Genomic DNA, 16,211 nt, shown 5'->3' with positions numbered 1-16,211 from the left:
ATACATAATTAACCGATATCGTTCAATTGATTTTATTGTTGACAATATAAATAATTGTATGATAAATTCAATCAGCATTCTTAGTGGTTTGTTGCCACAGTAATTACTTTTTGAATTCACTACGGTCTAAAAAGATTGATTTTTCTGTTTGTTTTAAGGGGTGCAAGTCTATAGGAGAAAAGGAGTAAATTGTGTATATTTTTATTTTCTAAACAGAACAGTAATAAAGATTGTGATAAGTAATAGATAAACTTGAAAAAGAGGTTTCAATGAATGAGTCTTTTAATAAAGAAATCAATGGATGAAGAAAAGAAAAAAGTATTGAATCAAACTTTAGGTGCAATCGATCTAACTCTTTTAGGAATTGGGGCAATAATTGGTACAGGGATTTTCGTATTAACTGGTATCGTAGCAGCGGAACATGCTGGCCCAGCGATTGTATTATCGTTTATATTAGCGGCGATTGTATGTGCATGTGTAGCTTTCTGTTATGCTGAATTTGCATCTACAGTTCCAGTTTCGGGAAGTGTATATTCATATACATATATGACACTAGGTGAGATTTTTGCATTTATAGTTGGTTGGTGCGTTATGCTGGAATACTTATTAGCAACTTCTGCGGTAGCGGCGGGCTGGTCAGCGTATTTTCAGTCATTGCTACTAGGATTTAATATTCACATCCCTACAATCTTTGCTTCGGCACCTGGTATGGGAAAGGGTGGAATCATTGATTTACCCGCAGTTCTTATTATTTTAGTTGTTACATTTTTATTAAGCCGTGGTGCAAAAGAAAGTGCACGAATTAATAATATAATGGTTATTATTAAACTGGCCGTTATTGTAGGGTTTATTATTGTAGGGACACAATATGTAAAACCAGAAAATTGGCAACCATTTTTACCGTTTGGTTTTCACGGTGTGGTAGGAGGCGCTGCCACTGTATTTTTTGCTTTTTTAGGATTTGATGCAGTTGCAACAGCCGCTGAGGAAGTGAAGCGGCCACAACGTAACGTGCCAATTGGGCTGCTTGTTTCCTTGTTCATTTGTACCGTTCTATATGTAGGTGTTTCATTCGTATTAACTGGAATGGTTCCGTTTACGGAGTTAAATGTTGCTGATCCAGTTGCATATGCATTGCGTATTGTAGGAGAAGATAGAGTTGCTGGCTTGTTATCGGTGGGAGCAATAGCAGGGTTAACAACAGTTCTGTTAGTAGCTATGTTTGCGTTTGTTCGTGTATCTTACTCGATGAGCCGAGATGGGTTGTTACCAAAAAGACTTTCAAGTGTACATAAACGTTTACAAACTCCATTTTTTAATACGTGGGTTGCAGGTATTATAGCAGCTTTATTAGCGGGATTAGTGGATTTGAATTTATTGGCTAATTTAGTGAATATGGGAACGATAACAGCGTTTGTATTTGTATCTATAGCTGTCATTGTATTAAGAAAGACACATCCTAATCTGAAAAGGCCATTCCGTGCTCCTCTAGTACCCTTTTTACCTATCGTTTCAATAGTAAGTTGTATATATTTAGCTTTGAACCTTTCTAAGCTTACTTTAATTAGTTTTGTGGCATGGATTATAATAGGTGTTTTTATATATTTTGTATATGCAAAAAAACATAGTAATGTTAGAAATAGAGTATAGTCTGTTGAAATCATACTTGTAATGTAAGTGAAAACACGCTACCTGTATAAGACCAGGTAGCGTGTTTTTTCCTATTTAATAATGCCACTTTCTAAAATTTTGATAGTAGGTATTATTTTTACACTAGCTTTTGAAAAAGCATTAGGCCAATCATCTTCACCCTTTTTCCACTCTTTATATTGAAATGCTCTCGCGTAATCATCAAATTCGAATGGATCAAGTTGCTGTTTTTGAATTTTATGGATCAATTCGTTTAAATCTTTATTTAGTTGTTTTGCAATAAGTGAGCTTAATTTCTTTTTATCTTTATATATATCCATGTTGAATGTAATCTCAGCTATGGATATATTAAAATTCAATTTAATATTAAATTTGAAGCGATTATCGCTATAGTCTGTACCAATATCGCGATTTATGCTGAGAACGTTTATTGTTACGAAATCGCTGCCTTCTGTATCTGTTAAATCACTATTGTTTTCAACTGAAGCAGAGGGGATCTTCATTGTAAGAGAAACTGGTGTATTTGCTTTCTTTTGCAACATAAGAAGAAGGGTACTTTCATAACGATTTAATGACATTTTATAAATTCCACGAGAAGTTAATAGTGCAGAACCGGTAACAATAACATCTTTTTCACCTTTTTTTGTTTCACTTTATATGGGTTATTATGGATAGTTGCATGCAGACATATGCGTAGCTTAAATTTTATATTGTATATTTTAAAGTTTAACGATATAATTATAGTGTTAAAGATGGAATCGTGATATGACCTGTTATGAATCTATCGTTTTATTTATGAATAAATGGATTGGTATTTTAGCAAGATTTGCTAATAAACTACTCCACCATGATGATAGCGTACCCGAAATGTGGTGCGTATATTTTCGTGGTGGAGTTTTTTTATTCTCAAAAAGGGGGAAAGACCATGAATAACAACATGGTTCATATTACAATTGACGGAAAAAAGTATACAGCGGAGCCTGGTTCAACAATATTGAGTGTTATTAATGGAAATGGGATTGAACATCCGCAAATTTGTTACGTGCCAGAAGTAGATCCTATTCAAACATGTGACACTTGTATTGTAGAAGTTGACGGAAAATTAATGCGTTCTTGTTCGGCGGTGGTCACGGACGGTATGAATATTGAACTGGCTTCTGGTCGTGCGAAAGAAGCGCAAACAGAGGCGATGGATCGGTTATTAGAAAATCATTTATTATACTGTACGGTATGTGACAACAACAATGGGAACTGTAAATTGCATAATACAGCAGAGTTAATGGAGATTGAACATCAAAAATATCCTTACGAGCCAAAAGTAGATGTAAGTGAAGTGGATATGACGCATCCGTTTTATCGTTATGACCCTAATCAATGTATCGCATGTGGTCAATGTGTTGAGGTATGTCAAAACTTACAAGTAAATGAAACGTTATCAATAGATTGGGAAGCGGAACGTCCACGAGTTATTTGGGATGAAGGAGTAAATATTAATGATTCTTCATGCGTGAGCTGTGGTCAATGTGTAACCATTTGTCCATGTAACGCTTTAATGGAGAAAACAATGCTCGGTGAAGCTGGATTTATGACGGGATTAAAGCCAGACATTCTTGAACCGATGGTTGATCTTATTAAAGAAGTTGAGCCTGGATATAGTGGTATTTTTGCGGTATCAGAAGTGGAAGCGGCCATGCGTGATACTCGTACGAAGAAAACGAAAACAGTATGTACATTTTGTGGCGTTGGTTGTTCATTTGAAGTGTGGACGAAAGGGCGTAAAATCCTTAAAGTACAGCCATCTTCAGATGCGCCAGTTAACGCCATCTCCACTTGTGTAAAAGGGAAATTCGGTTGGGATTTCGTAAATTCTAAAGAACGAATTACGAAACCTTTAATTCGTAAAAATGGAACGTTTGTTGAATCTACATGGGAAGAAGCACTGAATGTAGTTGCAAGTAAATTAGGATCCATTAAAGAAGAGCACGGTAAAGACGCTATCGGCTTTATTTCTTCCTCTAAAATTACAAATGAAGACAATTATGTTATTCAAAAATTAGCTCGACAAGTATTTGAAACGAACAATATTGATAACTGTTCACGTTATTGTCAATCACCAGCGACGGACGGATTATTCCGTACAATTGGTATGGGTGGTGATGCAGGAACGATTAAAGATATTGCACAATCTGGTCTTGTTATTATTGTAGGTTGTAATCCGACAGAAGGTCATCCTGTTTTAGCTACACGTATTAAACGTGCGCATAAATTACACGAACAAAAGTTAATTGTGGCTGATCTTCGTAAAACAGAAATGGCAGAGCGTTCAGACGTCTTTGTTAGTCCGAAACAAGGAACAGACCAAGTGTGGCTAATGGCTGTTACGAAATATATGATTGAACAAGGTTGGCACGATCAACAATTCATTGATGAGAATGTAAACTTCTTTGAAGATTTTAACGAGAGTTTGAAAGAATATACGCTTGAATATGCAGAAGAAGTGACAGGCATTTCAAAAGAAACACTTATTCAAATGGCTGAAATGATTCGTGATGCAGATGGTACATGTATTCTTTGGGGGATGGGGGTAACGCAAAATACAGGTGGATCTGATACTTCCGCTGCGATTTCAAACTTACTTCTTGCAACAGGGAATTATCGTCGTCCAGGTGCTGGTGCATATCCACTTCGAGGCCATAATAATGTACAAGGTGCTTGTGATATGGGTACTTTACCAGGATGGCTTCCAGGATATCAGCACGTTACGAACGAGATGGAACGTGCGAAATTTGAAAATGCATATGGAGTGAAAATTGGTAGTGAACCAGGTCTTAATAATATTGAAATGCTTCGCGCAATTGACGAAGGGAAAATGAAAGCTATGTATCTTGTCGGAGAGGATATGGCTCTTGTAGACTCTAATGCGAACCATGTACATGAAGTGTTATCAAGCCTTGATTTCTTCGTTGTGCAAGATATTTTCCTTTCTAAAACTGCTCAATATGCAGATGTTGTATTGCCAGCAGCGCCATCTCTTGAGAAAGAAGGTACTTTCACAAATACAGAGCGTCGTGTACAAAGACTATATCAAGTTCTTCCTACGCTTGGAGATGCGAAGCCAGACTGGTGGATCGTGCAGGAGGTTGCGAATAAATTAGGTGCAAACTGGAATTATAGCCACCCAAGTGAAATCTTTGCTGAAATGGCAAGTTTATCACCACTATTTTCACAAGCAAGCTATGAAGTACTGGAAGGATGGAATAGTTTCCATTGGGGAAGTTTTGAGGGCACGAATACACCGCTTCTGTTCCAAGATGGATTTAACTTCCCAGATAAAAAAGCTCGTTTTGCTATTGCTGACTGGGTACGTCCAGCTGAGTTTCCAGCTGAGTTCGATCTTCACATTAATAACGGTCGTATGCTTGAACATTTCCATGAAGGGAATATGACAAATAAATCAACAGGTATTCAAACGAAAGTACCTGACGTTTTCGTTGAAGTTTCTCCAGAACTTGCAAAAGAACGTGGAGTGAAAACAGGTTCATTAGTTCGTCTTGTCTCTCCTTTTGGAGCATTAAAATTACGTGCACTCGTAACAGACCGTGTAAAAGCGAACGAGTTATATTTACCAATGAACTCTACAGATAATGAATCGGCAATCAATTTCTTAACTGGTCCTGCTGTTGATACGCGTACGAATACACCTGCGTATAAACAAACGAAAGTACGTATGGAAGTGTTAGAAGTTGATGGCGAAAATCCGATGCCAAAAGCGAACCCACGAAATAAAAAGCGTCATCCTCAAGCAGGTATTGAGGTTAATCGTAAGTGGGCACGTCCAGGGTATGTGCATTTAACGGATAAGTAGGGAGGAGAAAAGAATATGGCTGCACCTATTAAAACGATTCAAAGACAAGAACAAACTGAGGAAGAAATAAAACAGCAAAAGTTAGATGATTTAAAAGAACTTCTAGCTAGTAATGAAGAAGCTCTAAATCAAATGTTTAATATAGTAGGGGAATTGAATGATATTGGCATGCTAGAAGCAGCAAATTCTATGCTGAAAGCGAAAGAACCAATCGCAAAGATTGTCCTCGGTCAAGTAACTCGTGAACCTGTTACAAATTTAATTAATAATATGATGGGTGCTGCAGGTGCTTTAACAGAACTTGACCCAGAGCTTACGAAAAAACTTATAGCTAGTTTATTAGTAGGATTGGAAGAAGGTAATGAACATCTAGAAAGTAATAAAAAAGTCGGGGTATTCGATCTTATGAAGGTATTGAAAGATCCAGATATTAATCGGGCTATTGGTTTTGGTCTCCATTTCTTAAAAGGTATGGGTAAAGGATTAAAAGACGAATAAGCTTCAAAAAGTGAACCTTTTCGTCCAAATGTTTGTACAAAATAGTTTGGATGAAAGGGTCATTTTGGTAAAATATATATGAAAGTAAAATGAGTGTTTTTGGGGGTATGATTGTATGTCAAAAAAAGTACATGAATTTAATGATATGATACGAAAACTTCGAAAGGAACTTTTCGGAAAAGGACCGGAACGAATTCATACTGTATTTGCTGAAAATATGGCTATTGCAACTCTTTATGGAAATTTAACACCTACTGAAAAATTTATTTCCAGTACGATGGATGGTGCGGAAATGGTTCATATGGCTAGAACGAAAATGATTCAAGAAGTGTATGCTGCAAATTCAGGTGAACATTTGGAGGAACTTGTAGGAGCGAAATTAGTGAATCTATTTTCAGATATGAAAGTAGAAGAAGATATCGCAGTTTCTGTGTTTGTTTTTGATAAAAATATAACGTGAGGGAAGGGTACTGATCGTGAAACCGATACAGGTAGAAAGAGAAGTTTTCCGTTATGAACAAGGGGCATTTAAGCATACAGAGGACAGCATTGTAACAGAGTTTCCAGTCACGATTAAAATGAACGGACAGGAGTTTGTTACAATGGTTAGTACTCCAGAATATATAGAAGATATGGTAATAGGCTTCCTAGCATCTGAAGGAATCATTCGGAAGTATGAAGAGATTGATGACATATGGATACAGGAAAAAGAAGGATTTGTACATGTAACGACGACAAAAGTAAACCCGTATTACGAACAAATGCAAAACAAACGTTATATTACTTCGTGTTGTGGTATGAGTAGACAAGGATTTGTTTTTGCAAACGATGCACTAAGCGCAAAGAAAATGAATGGTGTCCATGTACAGGTTGGTGTGGAAGATTGCTTCCGATTAATGAATGAGATGCAACAATCTGCGGATACGTTTCGTCATACAGGCGGGGTTCATAATGCAGCTTTATGCGATGTAAATGGTATTATTTTAAGTCGAATGGATATTGGTAGGCATAATGCACTAGATAAAATTTACGGTTATTGTTTAAAAAATAATATTTCGATAAAGGATAAAATCATTGTTTTCAGTGGTCGTATTTCTTCGGAAATATTATTGAAAGTTGCAAAGATTGGTTGTGAAATTATCCTGTCAAAATCAGCTCCAACCGAGTTGGCGTTACAGCTAGCAGAAGAGTTAGGCATTACTACAATAGGGTTTATTCGTAATCAGTCTTTAAATGTATATACGCATCCAGAACGTGTTTTAAATATAAAATAAGTAAAAGTGAGGCAATAAAGATGAAATCAGTTACATTAGACAAATTGCAACGTCCATTAAAGGATTTACGTATTTCAGTTACTGATCGCTGTAATTTCCGGTGCCGATATTGTATGCCAGAAGAAATATTTGGTCCTGAGTACTCGTTTTTGTCTAATGATAAAATTTTATCTTTTGATGAAATTGAAAGGATAACACGTATTTTCGTTTCTTTAGGTGTGAGAAAGTTACGAATTACAGGCGGAGAACCGTTGCTTCGAAGAGGTCTCACGCAGCTTATTGAGCGGCTTCATAAAATAGACGGTGTGGAGGATATCGGTTTAACAACAAATGGATCGTTACTTAAAAAGTTTGCGCCTGATTTATATAAAGCGGGTTTATCACGTGTGACAGTTAGTTTAGATTCTTTAGAAGAAGAGCGCTTTTTCTATTTGAATGGGAATAGAAGCAAATTACAAAAAGTTCTTGAAGGTATACAGGCTGCGGCTGAAGTTGGTATGAAAATTAAAATCAACATGGTCGTTCAAAAGGGAAAAAATGAACAAGATATTTTGCAGATGGCGCAATATTTTAAAGAAAATAAACATATTCTTCGTTTTATTGAGTACATGGACGTTGGAAATTATAATGGTTGGGAGTTAAAAGAGGTCGTCTCTAAACAAGAAATAGTAGATACCATTCATAAAATTATGCCATTAGAACGAATAGAAGCGAATTATGCTGGTGAGGTTGCTACTCGCTATCGTTATATTGGAAGCGATGAGGAAATAGGTATTATTTCATCAGTAACAGATTCTTTCTGTTCATCATGTACGAGAGCCCGTATTTCTGCAGAAGGAAAATTGTATACTTGTTTATTTGCTTCTAAAGGAAATGATTTAAGAGAATTACTTCGTTCTGAGCATACAGATGAGGAAATTGCAGATGTCGTACGCGATATATGGAATAACCGAGAAGATCGATATTCAGAGGAACGCTTAAGTAATAGTAATAAAAAAAGAGTGCCTAAAATTGAAATGTCACATATCGGTGGTTAATGTATAAAGCTAACATAATAGTGAAAAATGGAGAGTGTACAAGAATTGTAGATTTTCTATTTTATAGTAAAAGTGATGATTGATATTTCTGTAAAAGATGTGCAGAGAAATTAAGCAGCATTCAAAAACCTTTATTTTGAGGAGGTTTTTTGAAGCTGCTTTTTTATTTGGAGAAAATGGAGGAATTAGTAATGGCATTTCATAAACCGGAACAAATTGCTGAACTCGTAATTGAGGCTGGTGTTCAAAAAGTAAGTCAGGCGCTGCCAGCAATGATTATTCTCGGTTTTTTAGGAGGAGCGTTTATTTCATTAGGATTTTTACTTAATATTCGAGTTTTAGGTGATTTACCTGAACGCTGGGGAAGTTTAGTAAATATTTTAGGAGGCGCGGTTTTTCCTTTTGGACTCATGCTCGTAGTATTAGCAGGTGGAGAATTAATTACAGGAAATATGATGTCACTGTCAATGGCGCTTTATGCAAAGAAAATTACATTGATAAATGTACTAAATAACTGGGTTTGGATTACTTTTATGAATTTTGTGGGAGCTATTTTCGTTGCGTATTGTTTTGGCCATCTTGGCGGATTAACAGAAGGAGATTATTTAAATGAAACATTAGCGATAGCGGAAGGAAAGCTGCATGAATCATTTGGGAGAACTTTAATTTTAGCGATCGGTTGTAATTGGCTCGTTTGTCTTGCGATTTGGCTTGCTTATGGGACGAGTGATCTGGTCGGAAAGATAATCGGAATATGGATTCCGATTATGGCATTTGTAGTGATTGGATTTCAACAAGTAGTAGCAAATATGTTTGTCATCTCAGCAGTTATTTTTGCGGGTCATCTGACGTGGATGGATCTTGCTAAGAACTTTGTTCCTGTTTTTATTGGGAATGTAATTGGAGGAGCTGGATTTGTAGGATTTGCTTACTTTGCTTGTTATCAAAAACAAGACTCTAAATTGAAATAGATTTCTTGAAAGGAAGGGTATGCAATGGAAGAGCGGTATTCCCGGCAACAGTTGTTCAAACCAATTGGGGGTAAAGGCCAAGAAAAAATTCGGAATAAACATGTGTTAATTGTAGGCGCAGGGGCATTAGGAAGTGCAAGTGCAGAAAGTTTCGTACGCGCAGGTATTGGGAAGTTGACAATTATTGATCGTGATTACGTAGAATGGAGTAATTTACAAAGACAACAACTTTACGTTGAACAGGATGCAAGAGGAAATATCCCAAAAGCAATTGCTGCTAAAAATCGGTTAGAACAGATCAATTCAGAAGTGGAAATAGATGCTTTCGTAATGGATGCATGTGTAGAAAACATGGAAGGGCTATTGGAAAATGTCGATGTAATCATCGATGCAACAGATAATTTTGACGTCCGATTTGTAATAAATGATTTATCACAAAAACATAATATTCCGTGGGTGTATGGCTCTTGCGTTGGATCATACGGTATGAGTTATACGATTATTCCGCAAAAAACACCGTGTTTACATTGTGTACTGAAGAATGTTCCTGTTACAGGTGTGACGTGTGATACGGCCGGGATTATTAGTCCAACAGTTCAAATTGTTGCAGCATATCAAGTGGTAGAAGCACTCAAAATTTTAGTGGAAGATTTTTCAGCAATTAGAAAAACGTTTTTCATGTTTGATATATGGAGTAATCAAAATCATTGTATCAAATTAGGGAAAATAAAAACGGACGATTGTCCATCGTGCGGTTTGAATCGAACTTATCCTTATTTATCATATGAAAATCAAACGAAGGTAGCCGTTTTGTGCGGAAGAAATACAGTTCAAATTAGACCAGTAGAAAATAGACAGCATAATTTTGATGACATAGAAAAAGTATTAAAAAAACTTGGGAAAGTAGATCGAAATCCTTATTTACTATCTGCCCAACTAGATGAGTACCGCGTCGTTATTTTTCAAGATAGTCGAGTTTTCATTCATGGTACAAATGATATTTCGAAAGCGAAGCAATTATATTATCGCGTATTCGGTTAATAGAAAGGGTTGTCAATAATGGAAAGAAGAGTGCCAATTACGGTTGAAGAAGCTGTTCGTAAAATAATGGGATTTGCTAATGAGGGATTAAAGGAGCTACTACCTATTGAATTAGCTTACGGACGTATATTAGCAGAGGATATAGTAGCTGACCATGATGTACCTTCATTCAATCGTTCACCATATGATGGGTTTGCTATTAGAGCAGAAGATACGACTTTAGCGAGCTATGAAAGTCCAACTATATTTGAAGTAGTTGGAGAGATTGGTGCAGGCTCGATATTTCATGAAGAAATCGGGCCGTTTCAAGCGGTTCGAATTATGACAGGAGCACAAATTCCGAATGGGTGTGATGCGGTTGTTATGTTAGAGCTGACTCGTCAATATGAGGAGGCTGGCAACAATTATATAGAAGTGAAGCGATCATTCAAAACGGGCGACAATATTTCTTTTCAAGGTGAAGATGTTCGTAAAGGAACGGTTCTTGCAAAGAAAGGATCATACATTAATCCAGGTATTTCAGCTCTTCTTGCTACGTTCGGCTATAGCGAGGTGCCAGTGGCGAGAAAGCCTGTACTTGGATTGTTAGCGACCGGTAGTGAATTACTGGATGTAAATGATTCATTACAGCCAGGGAAAATCCGAAATAGTAATACGTATATGATATTGTCTCAAATTCGAAGAGCGGGCGGAAGAGTAAAATATTTTGGGAAGTTTAGCGATGATTTTAATACATGTTTTACAGCTGTAAAAGAAGCGTTAAGCCAAGTAGATATGCTCATTACAACAGGCGGTGTATCAGTAGGGGATTACGATTATTTACCAGCTATTTACGAAAAATTAGGTGCATCGGTTCTTTTCAATAAAGTTGCAATGCGACCAGGGAGTGTAACGACTGTAGCACAATTAAACGGAAAATTATTATTTGGTTTGTCAGGAAATCCATCTGCTTGTTACGTAGGATTTGAATTGTTCGTAAGGCCGTGTATTCGGGCGTATATGTTTAGTGGAAAAGCACATTTAAAAAGAGAAAAAGCATTGTTAGGAGAAGATTTCTTAAAACCGAATCCATTTACAAGATTTGTACGAGCGAAACTGACATATAACGAAGGGCAATTAACCGCTTATCCGTCAGGTTTTGATAAATCTAGCTCGGTTTCTTCTCTAGCAGAGACAAATATCTTTATTGTACTTCCGGGTGGAACGAGAGGTTATAAAAAAGGTATGTTCGTAGACGTTCTCTTGTTGGAGGATAACGAAGGTAGTGAATGGCCTTGGACATTTTATAAAGTGAGAGGTGGTTCTAATGGGACAAGCTCTATTTGAGATTGTAGATATACCAATTGTGATTGAAGAAGTAACGAATAAAGTGGCAAGAAGAGAAGCAGGTGCGATTACAACGTTTATTGGTACGGTGAGAGAATTAACAAAAGGAAAACGAACGTTACATTTAGAGTATGAAGCATATAAACCGATGGCAGTAAAACAACTTACGCAAATTGGTGAAGAAATTAATAAAAAGTGGCCAGACGCAAAAGTAGCAATTACACACAGAGTAGGACGACTCGAAATAATGGATATTGCAGTTGTCATTGCCGTTTCATCACCACATCGGAAAGTAGCTTATGAAGCGAATGAGTACGCAATTGAACGTATAAAAAGAATCGTTCCAATTTGGAAAAAAGAATTTTGGGAAGATGGAAAGATGTGGATTGGAGATCAACTTGAAAATACACCTTATCCAGAAGGAAAACCAAAGAAAGAAGAATGAGAAATGATTACAATTTTACTGTTTGCAAATTTGCGTGAGGAAGTCGGATTAGATCGACTAGTAATTTTAGAGAAACAAGAAATAAATGTTGGGCAATTAAAAGACCGTTTGAAAGAAAGTTATCATTTGCAATCTTTGGATACAGTAATGGTTGCGATTAATGAAGAATTTGTAACGAATGAAGAGATGATAAAAGCTGGAGATATAGTCGCATTCATTCCGCCTGTTAGTGGGGGATAATCAGGAAAACATGAATAGTTTTTCATAGCGATAGTTATTAAGAAACTTAAGTAGTTCAAAATAGATGAGAAAAGTGGTGACTTTCTTTCATCGGTTGAAGCGATAAGAAGCTGTATATAAATTCGAATACGAGAAGGGATGAGTTCTATGCTTACTCATGAACAAATCATGAATGCTTTAAAACATGTGGAGGATCCAGAGTTACACAAAAGTATTGTAGAATTAAACATGGTTAGAAATATACAAATGAATGGAACAGAGGTTAAACTTGAAGTAGTACTAACAATTCAAGGTTGTCCGTTAAAGGCAAAAATTCAACAAGATATTGAAGAATCACTTCATGCAATTGGTGCCTCTAAAGTGGATTTAATATTTGGTTCTATGACAAGAGAAGAACGTGCAGCTTTAACAGAGAAGTTAAAGAAAAATACTAGAACAGAAACTGGTATGCCGAGCATGCTTCGCCTTGATTCAGGTGTACGTTTTATTACTGTAACGAGCGGAAAAGGTGGAGTCGGAAAATCAACGGTGACAATTAATCTTGCAACTGCACTAGCTCGTATGGGGAAAAAGGTCGGGATTTTAGATGCAGATATATATGGTTTTAGTATTCCAGCTATGATGGAAACGAATCAGAAACCAACGATGATTGATCAAACAGCAATTCCAGTCGTTAGTCACGGTGTTAAAATAATGTCAATGGGATTTTTCACAGAAGGAAATAACCCAGTTATGTGGCGCGGACCGATGTTAAATAAATGGATTCAAAATTTCCTTGCAAATACGCACTGGGGAGAATTAGACTATTTATTGCTTGATTTACCACCAGGTACAGGAGATGTTGCTATTGATGTTGCGGCGATGATCCCGCAGGCGAAAGAAATAATCGTTACAACTCCGCACAATGTAGCTTCATTCGTAGCATCTAGAGTAGGTGTAATGGCACAACATACGAAACATGAGATTTTAGGTATTGTGGAAAATATGGCTTATTATGAAGAACAAGATGGATCGAAAAATTACCTCTTCGGAAAAGGCGGCGGTGAAATGCTCGCAGAACAATTGCAAACAGAAGTAATTGCGCAAGTACCTTTTGCAAAACGTGAAGAAAATAACGGTTCATCTGTATATGATGAAGATTCTCTTGTTGGAGAAGTGTTTACATCGTTAGCAGAAGATATTATTTATAAAGGATAGGGGAGGAAGTTTAGTATGGCATGTAATATTGATCATTCCGTTGAAGATGTAATGAATAAGCTTGAAAGTCAGAAGAGTTTTTTATCTGAGGAGATTTTTACAGGATTAAAGGGGTTTTTGCAAGGTAATCATTCACAGGAGATATTAAACGATATCTTTCATCTTTTAAAAAAATATGATTTAGTTAGTGAAGAAGAACGAGAGACGAGGAATGCGCAATTAATGCTGATCATAAGATAAATACTCTTTGGCTTTGTTTTTTACAGAAGGGGTGAATGTGATGGATATGAAAAAGATGATTGAAGCGATAGAAGCAACCAAAATGAATGACGTAACATTATCGACTCCTCATTTACATCAAAAGCTTGTGAAGTTGTATAGTCAAAAAGATAGTACAGAGTATACGGAGCTATTAAAATACATTTTATCAGTGTCTGTGCAGCTGAATCTGAATCTCGTATTGAAATATTTTGGTGTGCGCCCGGTTGTTGCTGCCGATGAACGTATGCAATTTCAGGAGATATTTAAATGTCTAGCTAAGAAAGATGATAACGGGGAATGGTTTTTGAATTTCGTTTCTTTATATGTAGGTTTAATTGTTGTTCTTCATTTTAATGAGGAAGAGATTGAGAGAAGTTTTTTTTGTGATATGGCCACAGTAGGTGAAGGAAATGAAAACAAAATATAAATGGATGCTCATAACATCTTTCTTTTTAATAGCAGTAATCGCGCTTTTTATTGGTTATATAAATATGAAAGTAATGAATTAAGAGCAACCAACTAAACTAGTGTGCTAAAAATGTTCTTCAGTTGTTTCCACCGTTTTTTCATGTTACCATTAAGCGAATTTTTCATAGGGAGAGAAAGCGATGAAATGGATTTATTTTATTATTATTAATGTTATAGCTTTTAGCCTTATGGGGCTTGATAAACGAAAAGCGAAGAAGAAGCAATGGAGAACACCAGAAAGTACGTTATTTTTATCAGCAGCAGCTGGAGGGGCAGTTGGAGCTTGGATTGGTATGTATATGTTTCATCATAAAACACATAAAAAGAAATTTGTTTTCGGCATACCATTACTTGTTGTTATAACGGTATGTTTACTTTTCGCTGTATGAGAAATGTCGAAAGAATTGCGGATTGATTATTGGTAAAGTAAGCATGTGAGACCGTATAATGGAGAAAAATGAGAAGAGGAGAAAAAGGAAGATGGGGAGTCAATCAGCACAGCAAAAAAAAGGGATTATATATGCGGCTGGTGCTTATACGATGTGGGGAATCCTACCAATCTATTGGAAATGGGTTGAGGAAGTTCCAGCAGATGAAATATTAGCGCACCGCATCGTTTGGGCGTTCGTTTTTATGTTAATCGTATTAGGTGTTACAAAGAGGTTTCGCCAGTTTATTGGAGAGTTCGTGAATCTTTTTAAACGACCTAAATTATTAATGTCATTAACAATAGCTTCAGTCTTGATTAGTGGGAATTGGTTTGTCTACATATGGGCCGTAAATCATAATCATGTTATTGAAGCAAGTCTTGGCTATTATATTAATCCACTCATTAGTATTTTACTTGGTACAGTTGTTTTAAAGGAAAAGTTAAACTTTTGGCAATATGTTGCAGTTGGTTTAGCGGGAGTAGGGGTTATCATTTTAACAGTACGTTTCGGATCTATTCCGTGGGTTTCTCTATCACTTGCCCTTTCATTTGGATTATACGGATTAACGAAAAAATTGTTAAATTATGATGCGACAATTGGACTTACGATGGAAACAATGTTAGTGACACCGTTTGCGCTAATTTATCTCGTTATGACAGGAGCACATGGCTTCGGTTCATTTGGATCGATTTCCATGTTATCGACGTTACTTTTAATAGGCGCAGGTATCGTTACAGCGTTACCGCTTTTTTATTTTGCGAAAGGGACACAACTCATTCCGCTTTATATGGTAGGGTTTTTACAATATATTGCGCCAACGATTAGTTTAATTTTAGGTGTATTCGTATTTGGAGAACATTTCACATCTACTCATATGATTGCGTTTAGCTGTATATGGGTTGCTTTATTTGTATTCTCGGTAGCGAAAACAAAGTTTTTAGTGCAGAAACAACCGAAATTCATAAAAAATAAATCAGCAAAAGTATCATAATGCGTAGTATTTTCTACGCATTTTTCTTTATACTTATATTATATAGAATTTCCATTATAGTCAGTGAGGAGCTGAGAATGTGGAAACAATTTTACATAATGATCCGCTTATGGCCGCTGTGATTTCGTGGTTTTTAGCACAATTAACGAAAGTTGTCTTTAAGGTAGTTAAAACGGGTGAATTTGATTTTGCAAAGTTTTTCGCTTCAGGTGGTATGCCAAGTTCTCATGCTTCAACTGTTACAGCACTTGCGACAGGTGTTGGAGTTGTGGAAGGTGTGGAGAGTACCATATTTGCCGTTGCTGCTATTTTTGCGATCATTGTTATGTATGACGCTTCAGGAGTAAGACTTGCAGTAAGTAAACAAGCGAAAATATTGAATGAGTTTTTTCACGGTAGACAAACAGAATATAAGAAGTTAAATGAGCTTGTCGGACATACGCCGTATGAAGTAGTAGTCGGTGCTTTATTAGGGGTTATTGTCGGAGTGGGGTATTGCTTATGAGCAGAACATAA

General features: G+C 36.4%; 18 protein-coding genes and 1 pseudogene. 18 read left to right on the top strand and 1 reads right to left on the bottom strand.

All coding sequences use genetic code 11. The annotated features are described in order from the left end of the window. The first annotated feature begins 273 nt into the window (after window positions 1-273). Window positions 274-1,650 (top strand): amino acid permease, encoded by a 1,377-nt coding sequence (locus COC96_RS20195; RefSeq protein ID WP_098769251.1) that lies wholly within the window; start codon window positions 274-276, stop codon window positions 1,648-1,650. A 71-nt stretch (window positions 1,651-1,721) separates the two neighbouring features. Here the strand turns inward: COC96_RS20195 and COC96_RS20190 are convergent. Then, window positions 1,722-2,303 (bottom strand): annotated as a pseudogene (locus tag COC96_RS20190) (Ger(x)C family spore germination C-terminal domain-containing protein); the annotation flags it as partial. Between the two features lie 112 nt (window positions 2,304-2,415). Between COC96_RS20190 and COC96_RS27625 the strand changes: the two are divergent. The 17 genes from COC96_RS27625 (at window position 2,416) to COC96_RS20100 (ending at window position 16,200) form a co-directional block, all read left to right on the top strand. Beyond that, entirely contained in the window at window positions 2,416-2,583 is a 168-nt protein-coding gene (locus COC96_RS27625) for a hypothetical protein (protein WP_180234964.1), read from the top strand. Further along, entirely contained in the window at window positions 2,576-5,515 is a 2,940-nt protein-coding gene (fdhF, locus tag COC96_RS20180; protein ID WP_098769250.1) for a formate dehydrogenase subunit alpha, read from the top strand. The genes COC96_RS27625 and fdhF overlap by 8 nt, the downstream gene beginning before the upstream one ends. Before the next feature lie 15 nt (window positions 5,516-5,530). Next, window positions 5,531-6,013 carry a DUF1641 domain-containing protein gene (locus tag COC96_RS20175; protein WP_098769249.1) on the top strand — a complete coding sequence of 161 codons (483 nt, stop codon included), beginning with the start codon at window positions 5,531-5,533 and terminating at the stop codon, window positions 6,011-6,013. A 115-nt stretch (window positions 6,014-6,128) separates the two neighbouring features. Next, window positions 6,129-6,473, top strand: a complete 345-nt coding sequence (locus COC96_RS20170) for a DUF2294 domain-containing protein (protein WP_088229871.1) — start codon at window positions 6,129-6,131, stop codon at window positions 6,471-6,473. A 16-nt stretch (window positions 6,474-6,489) separates the two neighbouring features. Next, a complete protein-coding gene (gene fdhD / locus COC96_RS20165; RefSeq protein ID WP_098267069.1) occupies window positions 6,490-7,287 on the top strand; it encodes a formate dehydrogenase accessory sulfurtransferase FdhD in 798 nt (265 codons plus the stop codon). 20 nt (window positions 7,288-7,307) lie between these two features. Then, window positions 7,308-8,324, top strand: coding sequence for a GTP 3',8-cyclase MoaA (gene moaA / locus COC96_RS20160; RefSeq protein WP_098769248.1), 1,017 nt, complete (start codon window positions 7,308-7,310; stop codon window positions 8,322-8,324). 191 nt (window positions 8,325-8,515) lie between these two features. Further along, window positions 8,516-9,295 (top strand): formate/nitrite transporter family protein, encoded by a 780-nt coding sequence (locus COC96_RS20150; protein ID WP_141535917.1) that lies wholly within the window; start codon window positions 8,516-8,518, stop codon window positions 9,293-9,295. Window positions 9,296-9,319: 24 nt separating this feature from the next. Next, entirely contained in the window at window positions 9,320-10,336 is a 1,017-nt protein-coding gene (locus tag COC96_RS20145) for a molybdopterin-synthase adenylyltransferase MoeB (protein ID WP_098769247.1), read from the top strand. An 18-nt stretch (window positions 10,337-10,354) separates the two neighbouring features. Further along, complete coding sequence (locus COC96_RS20140; RefSeq protein ID WP_098769246.1) at window positions 10,355-11,662, top strand: molybdopterin molybdotransferase MoeA; 1,308 nt, start codon at window positions 10,355-10,357, stop codon at window positions 11,660-11,662. Beyond that, the gene (gene moaE, locus COC96_RS20135; protein WP_098769245.1) at window positions 11,643-12,107 is read left to right on the top strand and encodes a molybdopterin synthase catalytic subunit MoaE; all 465 of its coding nucleotides are present in this window, start codon (window positions 11,643-11,645) and stop codon (window positions 12,105-12,107) included. Before COC96_RS20140 ends, moaE begins: the two co-directional genes overlap by 20 nt. 3 nt (window positions 12,108-12,110) lie before the next feature. After that, a complete protein-coding gene (gene moaD / locus COC96_RS20130) occupies window positions 12,111-12,347 on the top strand; it encodes a molybdopterin converting factor subunit 1 (RefSeq protein ID WP_098267075.1) in 237 nt (78 codons plus the stop codon). Window positions 12,348-12,494: 147 nt separating this feature from the next. Continuing rightward, window positions 12,495-13,544 (top strand): P-loop NTPase, encoded by a 1,050-nt coding sequence (locus COC96_RS20125; protein WP_098769244.1) that lies wholly within the window; start codon window positions 12,495-12,497, stop codon window positions 13,542-13,544. Window positions 13,545-13,559: 15 nt separating this feature from the next. Then, window positions 13,560-13,784, top strand: coding sequence for a group-specific protein (locus tag COC96_RS20120; RefSeq protein WP_098267077.1), 225 nt, complete (start codon window positions 13,560-13,562; stop codon window positions 13,782-13,784). A 40-nt stretch (window positions 13,785-13,824) separates the two neighbouring features. After that, window positions 13,825-14,232 carry a hypothetical protein gene (locus COC96_RS20115; RefSeq protein WP_098267078.1) on the top strand — a complete coding sequence of 136 codons (408 nt, stop codon included), beginning with the start codon at window positions 13,825-13,827 and terminating at the stop codon, window positions 14,230-14,232. A 181-nt stretch (window positions 14,233-14,413) separates the two neighbouring features. Then, the gene (locus tag COC96_RS20110; RefSeq protein WP_016086864.1) at window positions 14,414-14,662 is read left to right on the top strand and encodes a DUF1294 domain-containing protein; all 249 of its coding nucleotides are present in this window, start codon (window positions 14,414-14,416) and stop codon (window positions 14,660-14,662) included. Between the two features lie 91 nt (window positions 14,663-14,753). Beyond that, window positions 14,754-15,695: an EamA family transporter RarD gene (gene rarD / locus COC96_RS20105; protein ID WP_098267080.1), complete on the top strand. Its 942-nt coding sequence runs from the start codon at window positions 14,754-14,756 to the stop codon at window positions 15,693-15,695. Between the two features lie 79 nt (window positions 15,696-15,774). Then, window positions 15,775-16,200, top strand: a complete 426-nt coding sequence (locus COC96_RS20100) for a divergent PAP2 family protein (RefSeq protein WP_098267081.1) — start codon at window positions 15,775-15,777, stop codon at window positions 16,198-16,200. Window positions 16,201-16,211: the final 11 nt, after the last annotated feature.

The sequence above is a fragment of the Bacillus cereus genome, assembly GCF_002577405.1.
Taxonomy (GTDB): domain Bacteria; phylum Bacillota; class Bacilli; order Bacillales; family Bacillaceae_G; genus Bacillus_A; species Bacillus_A cereus_AU.
This window is presented reverse-complemented; position numbering and strand designations above follow the sequence as displayed.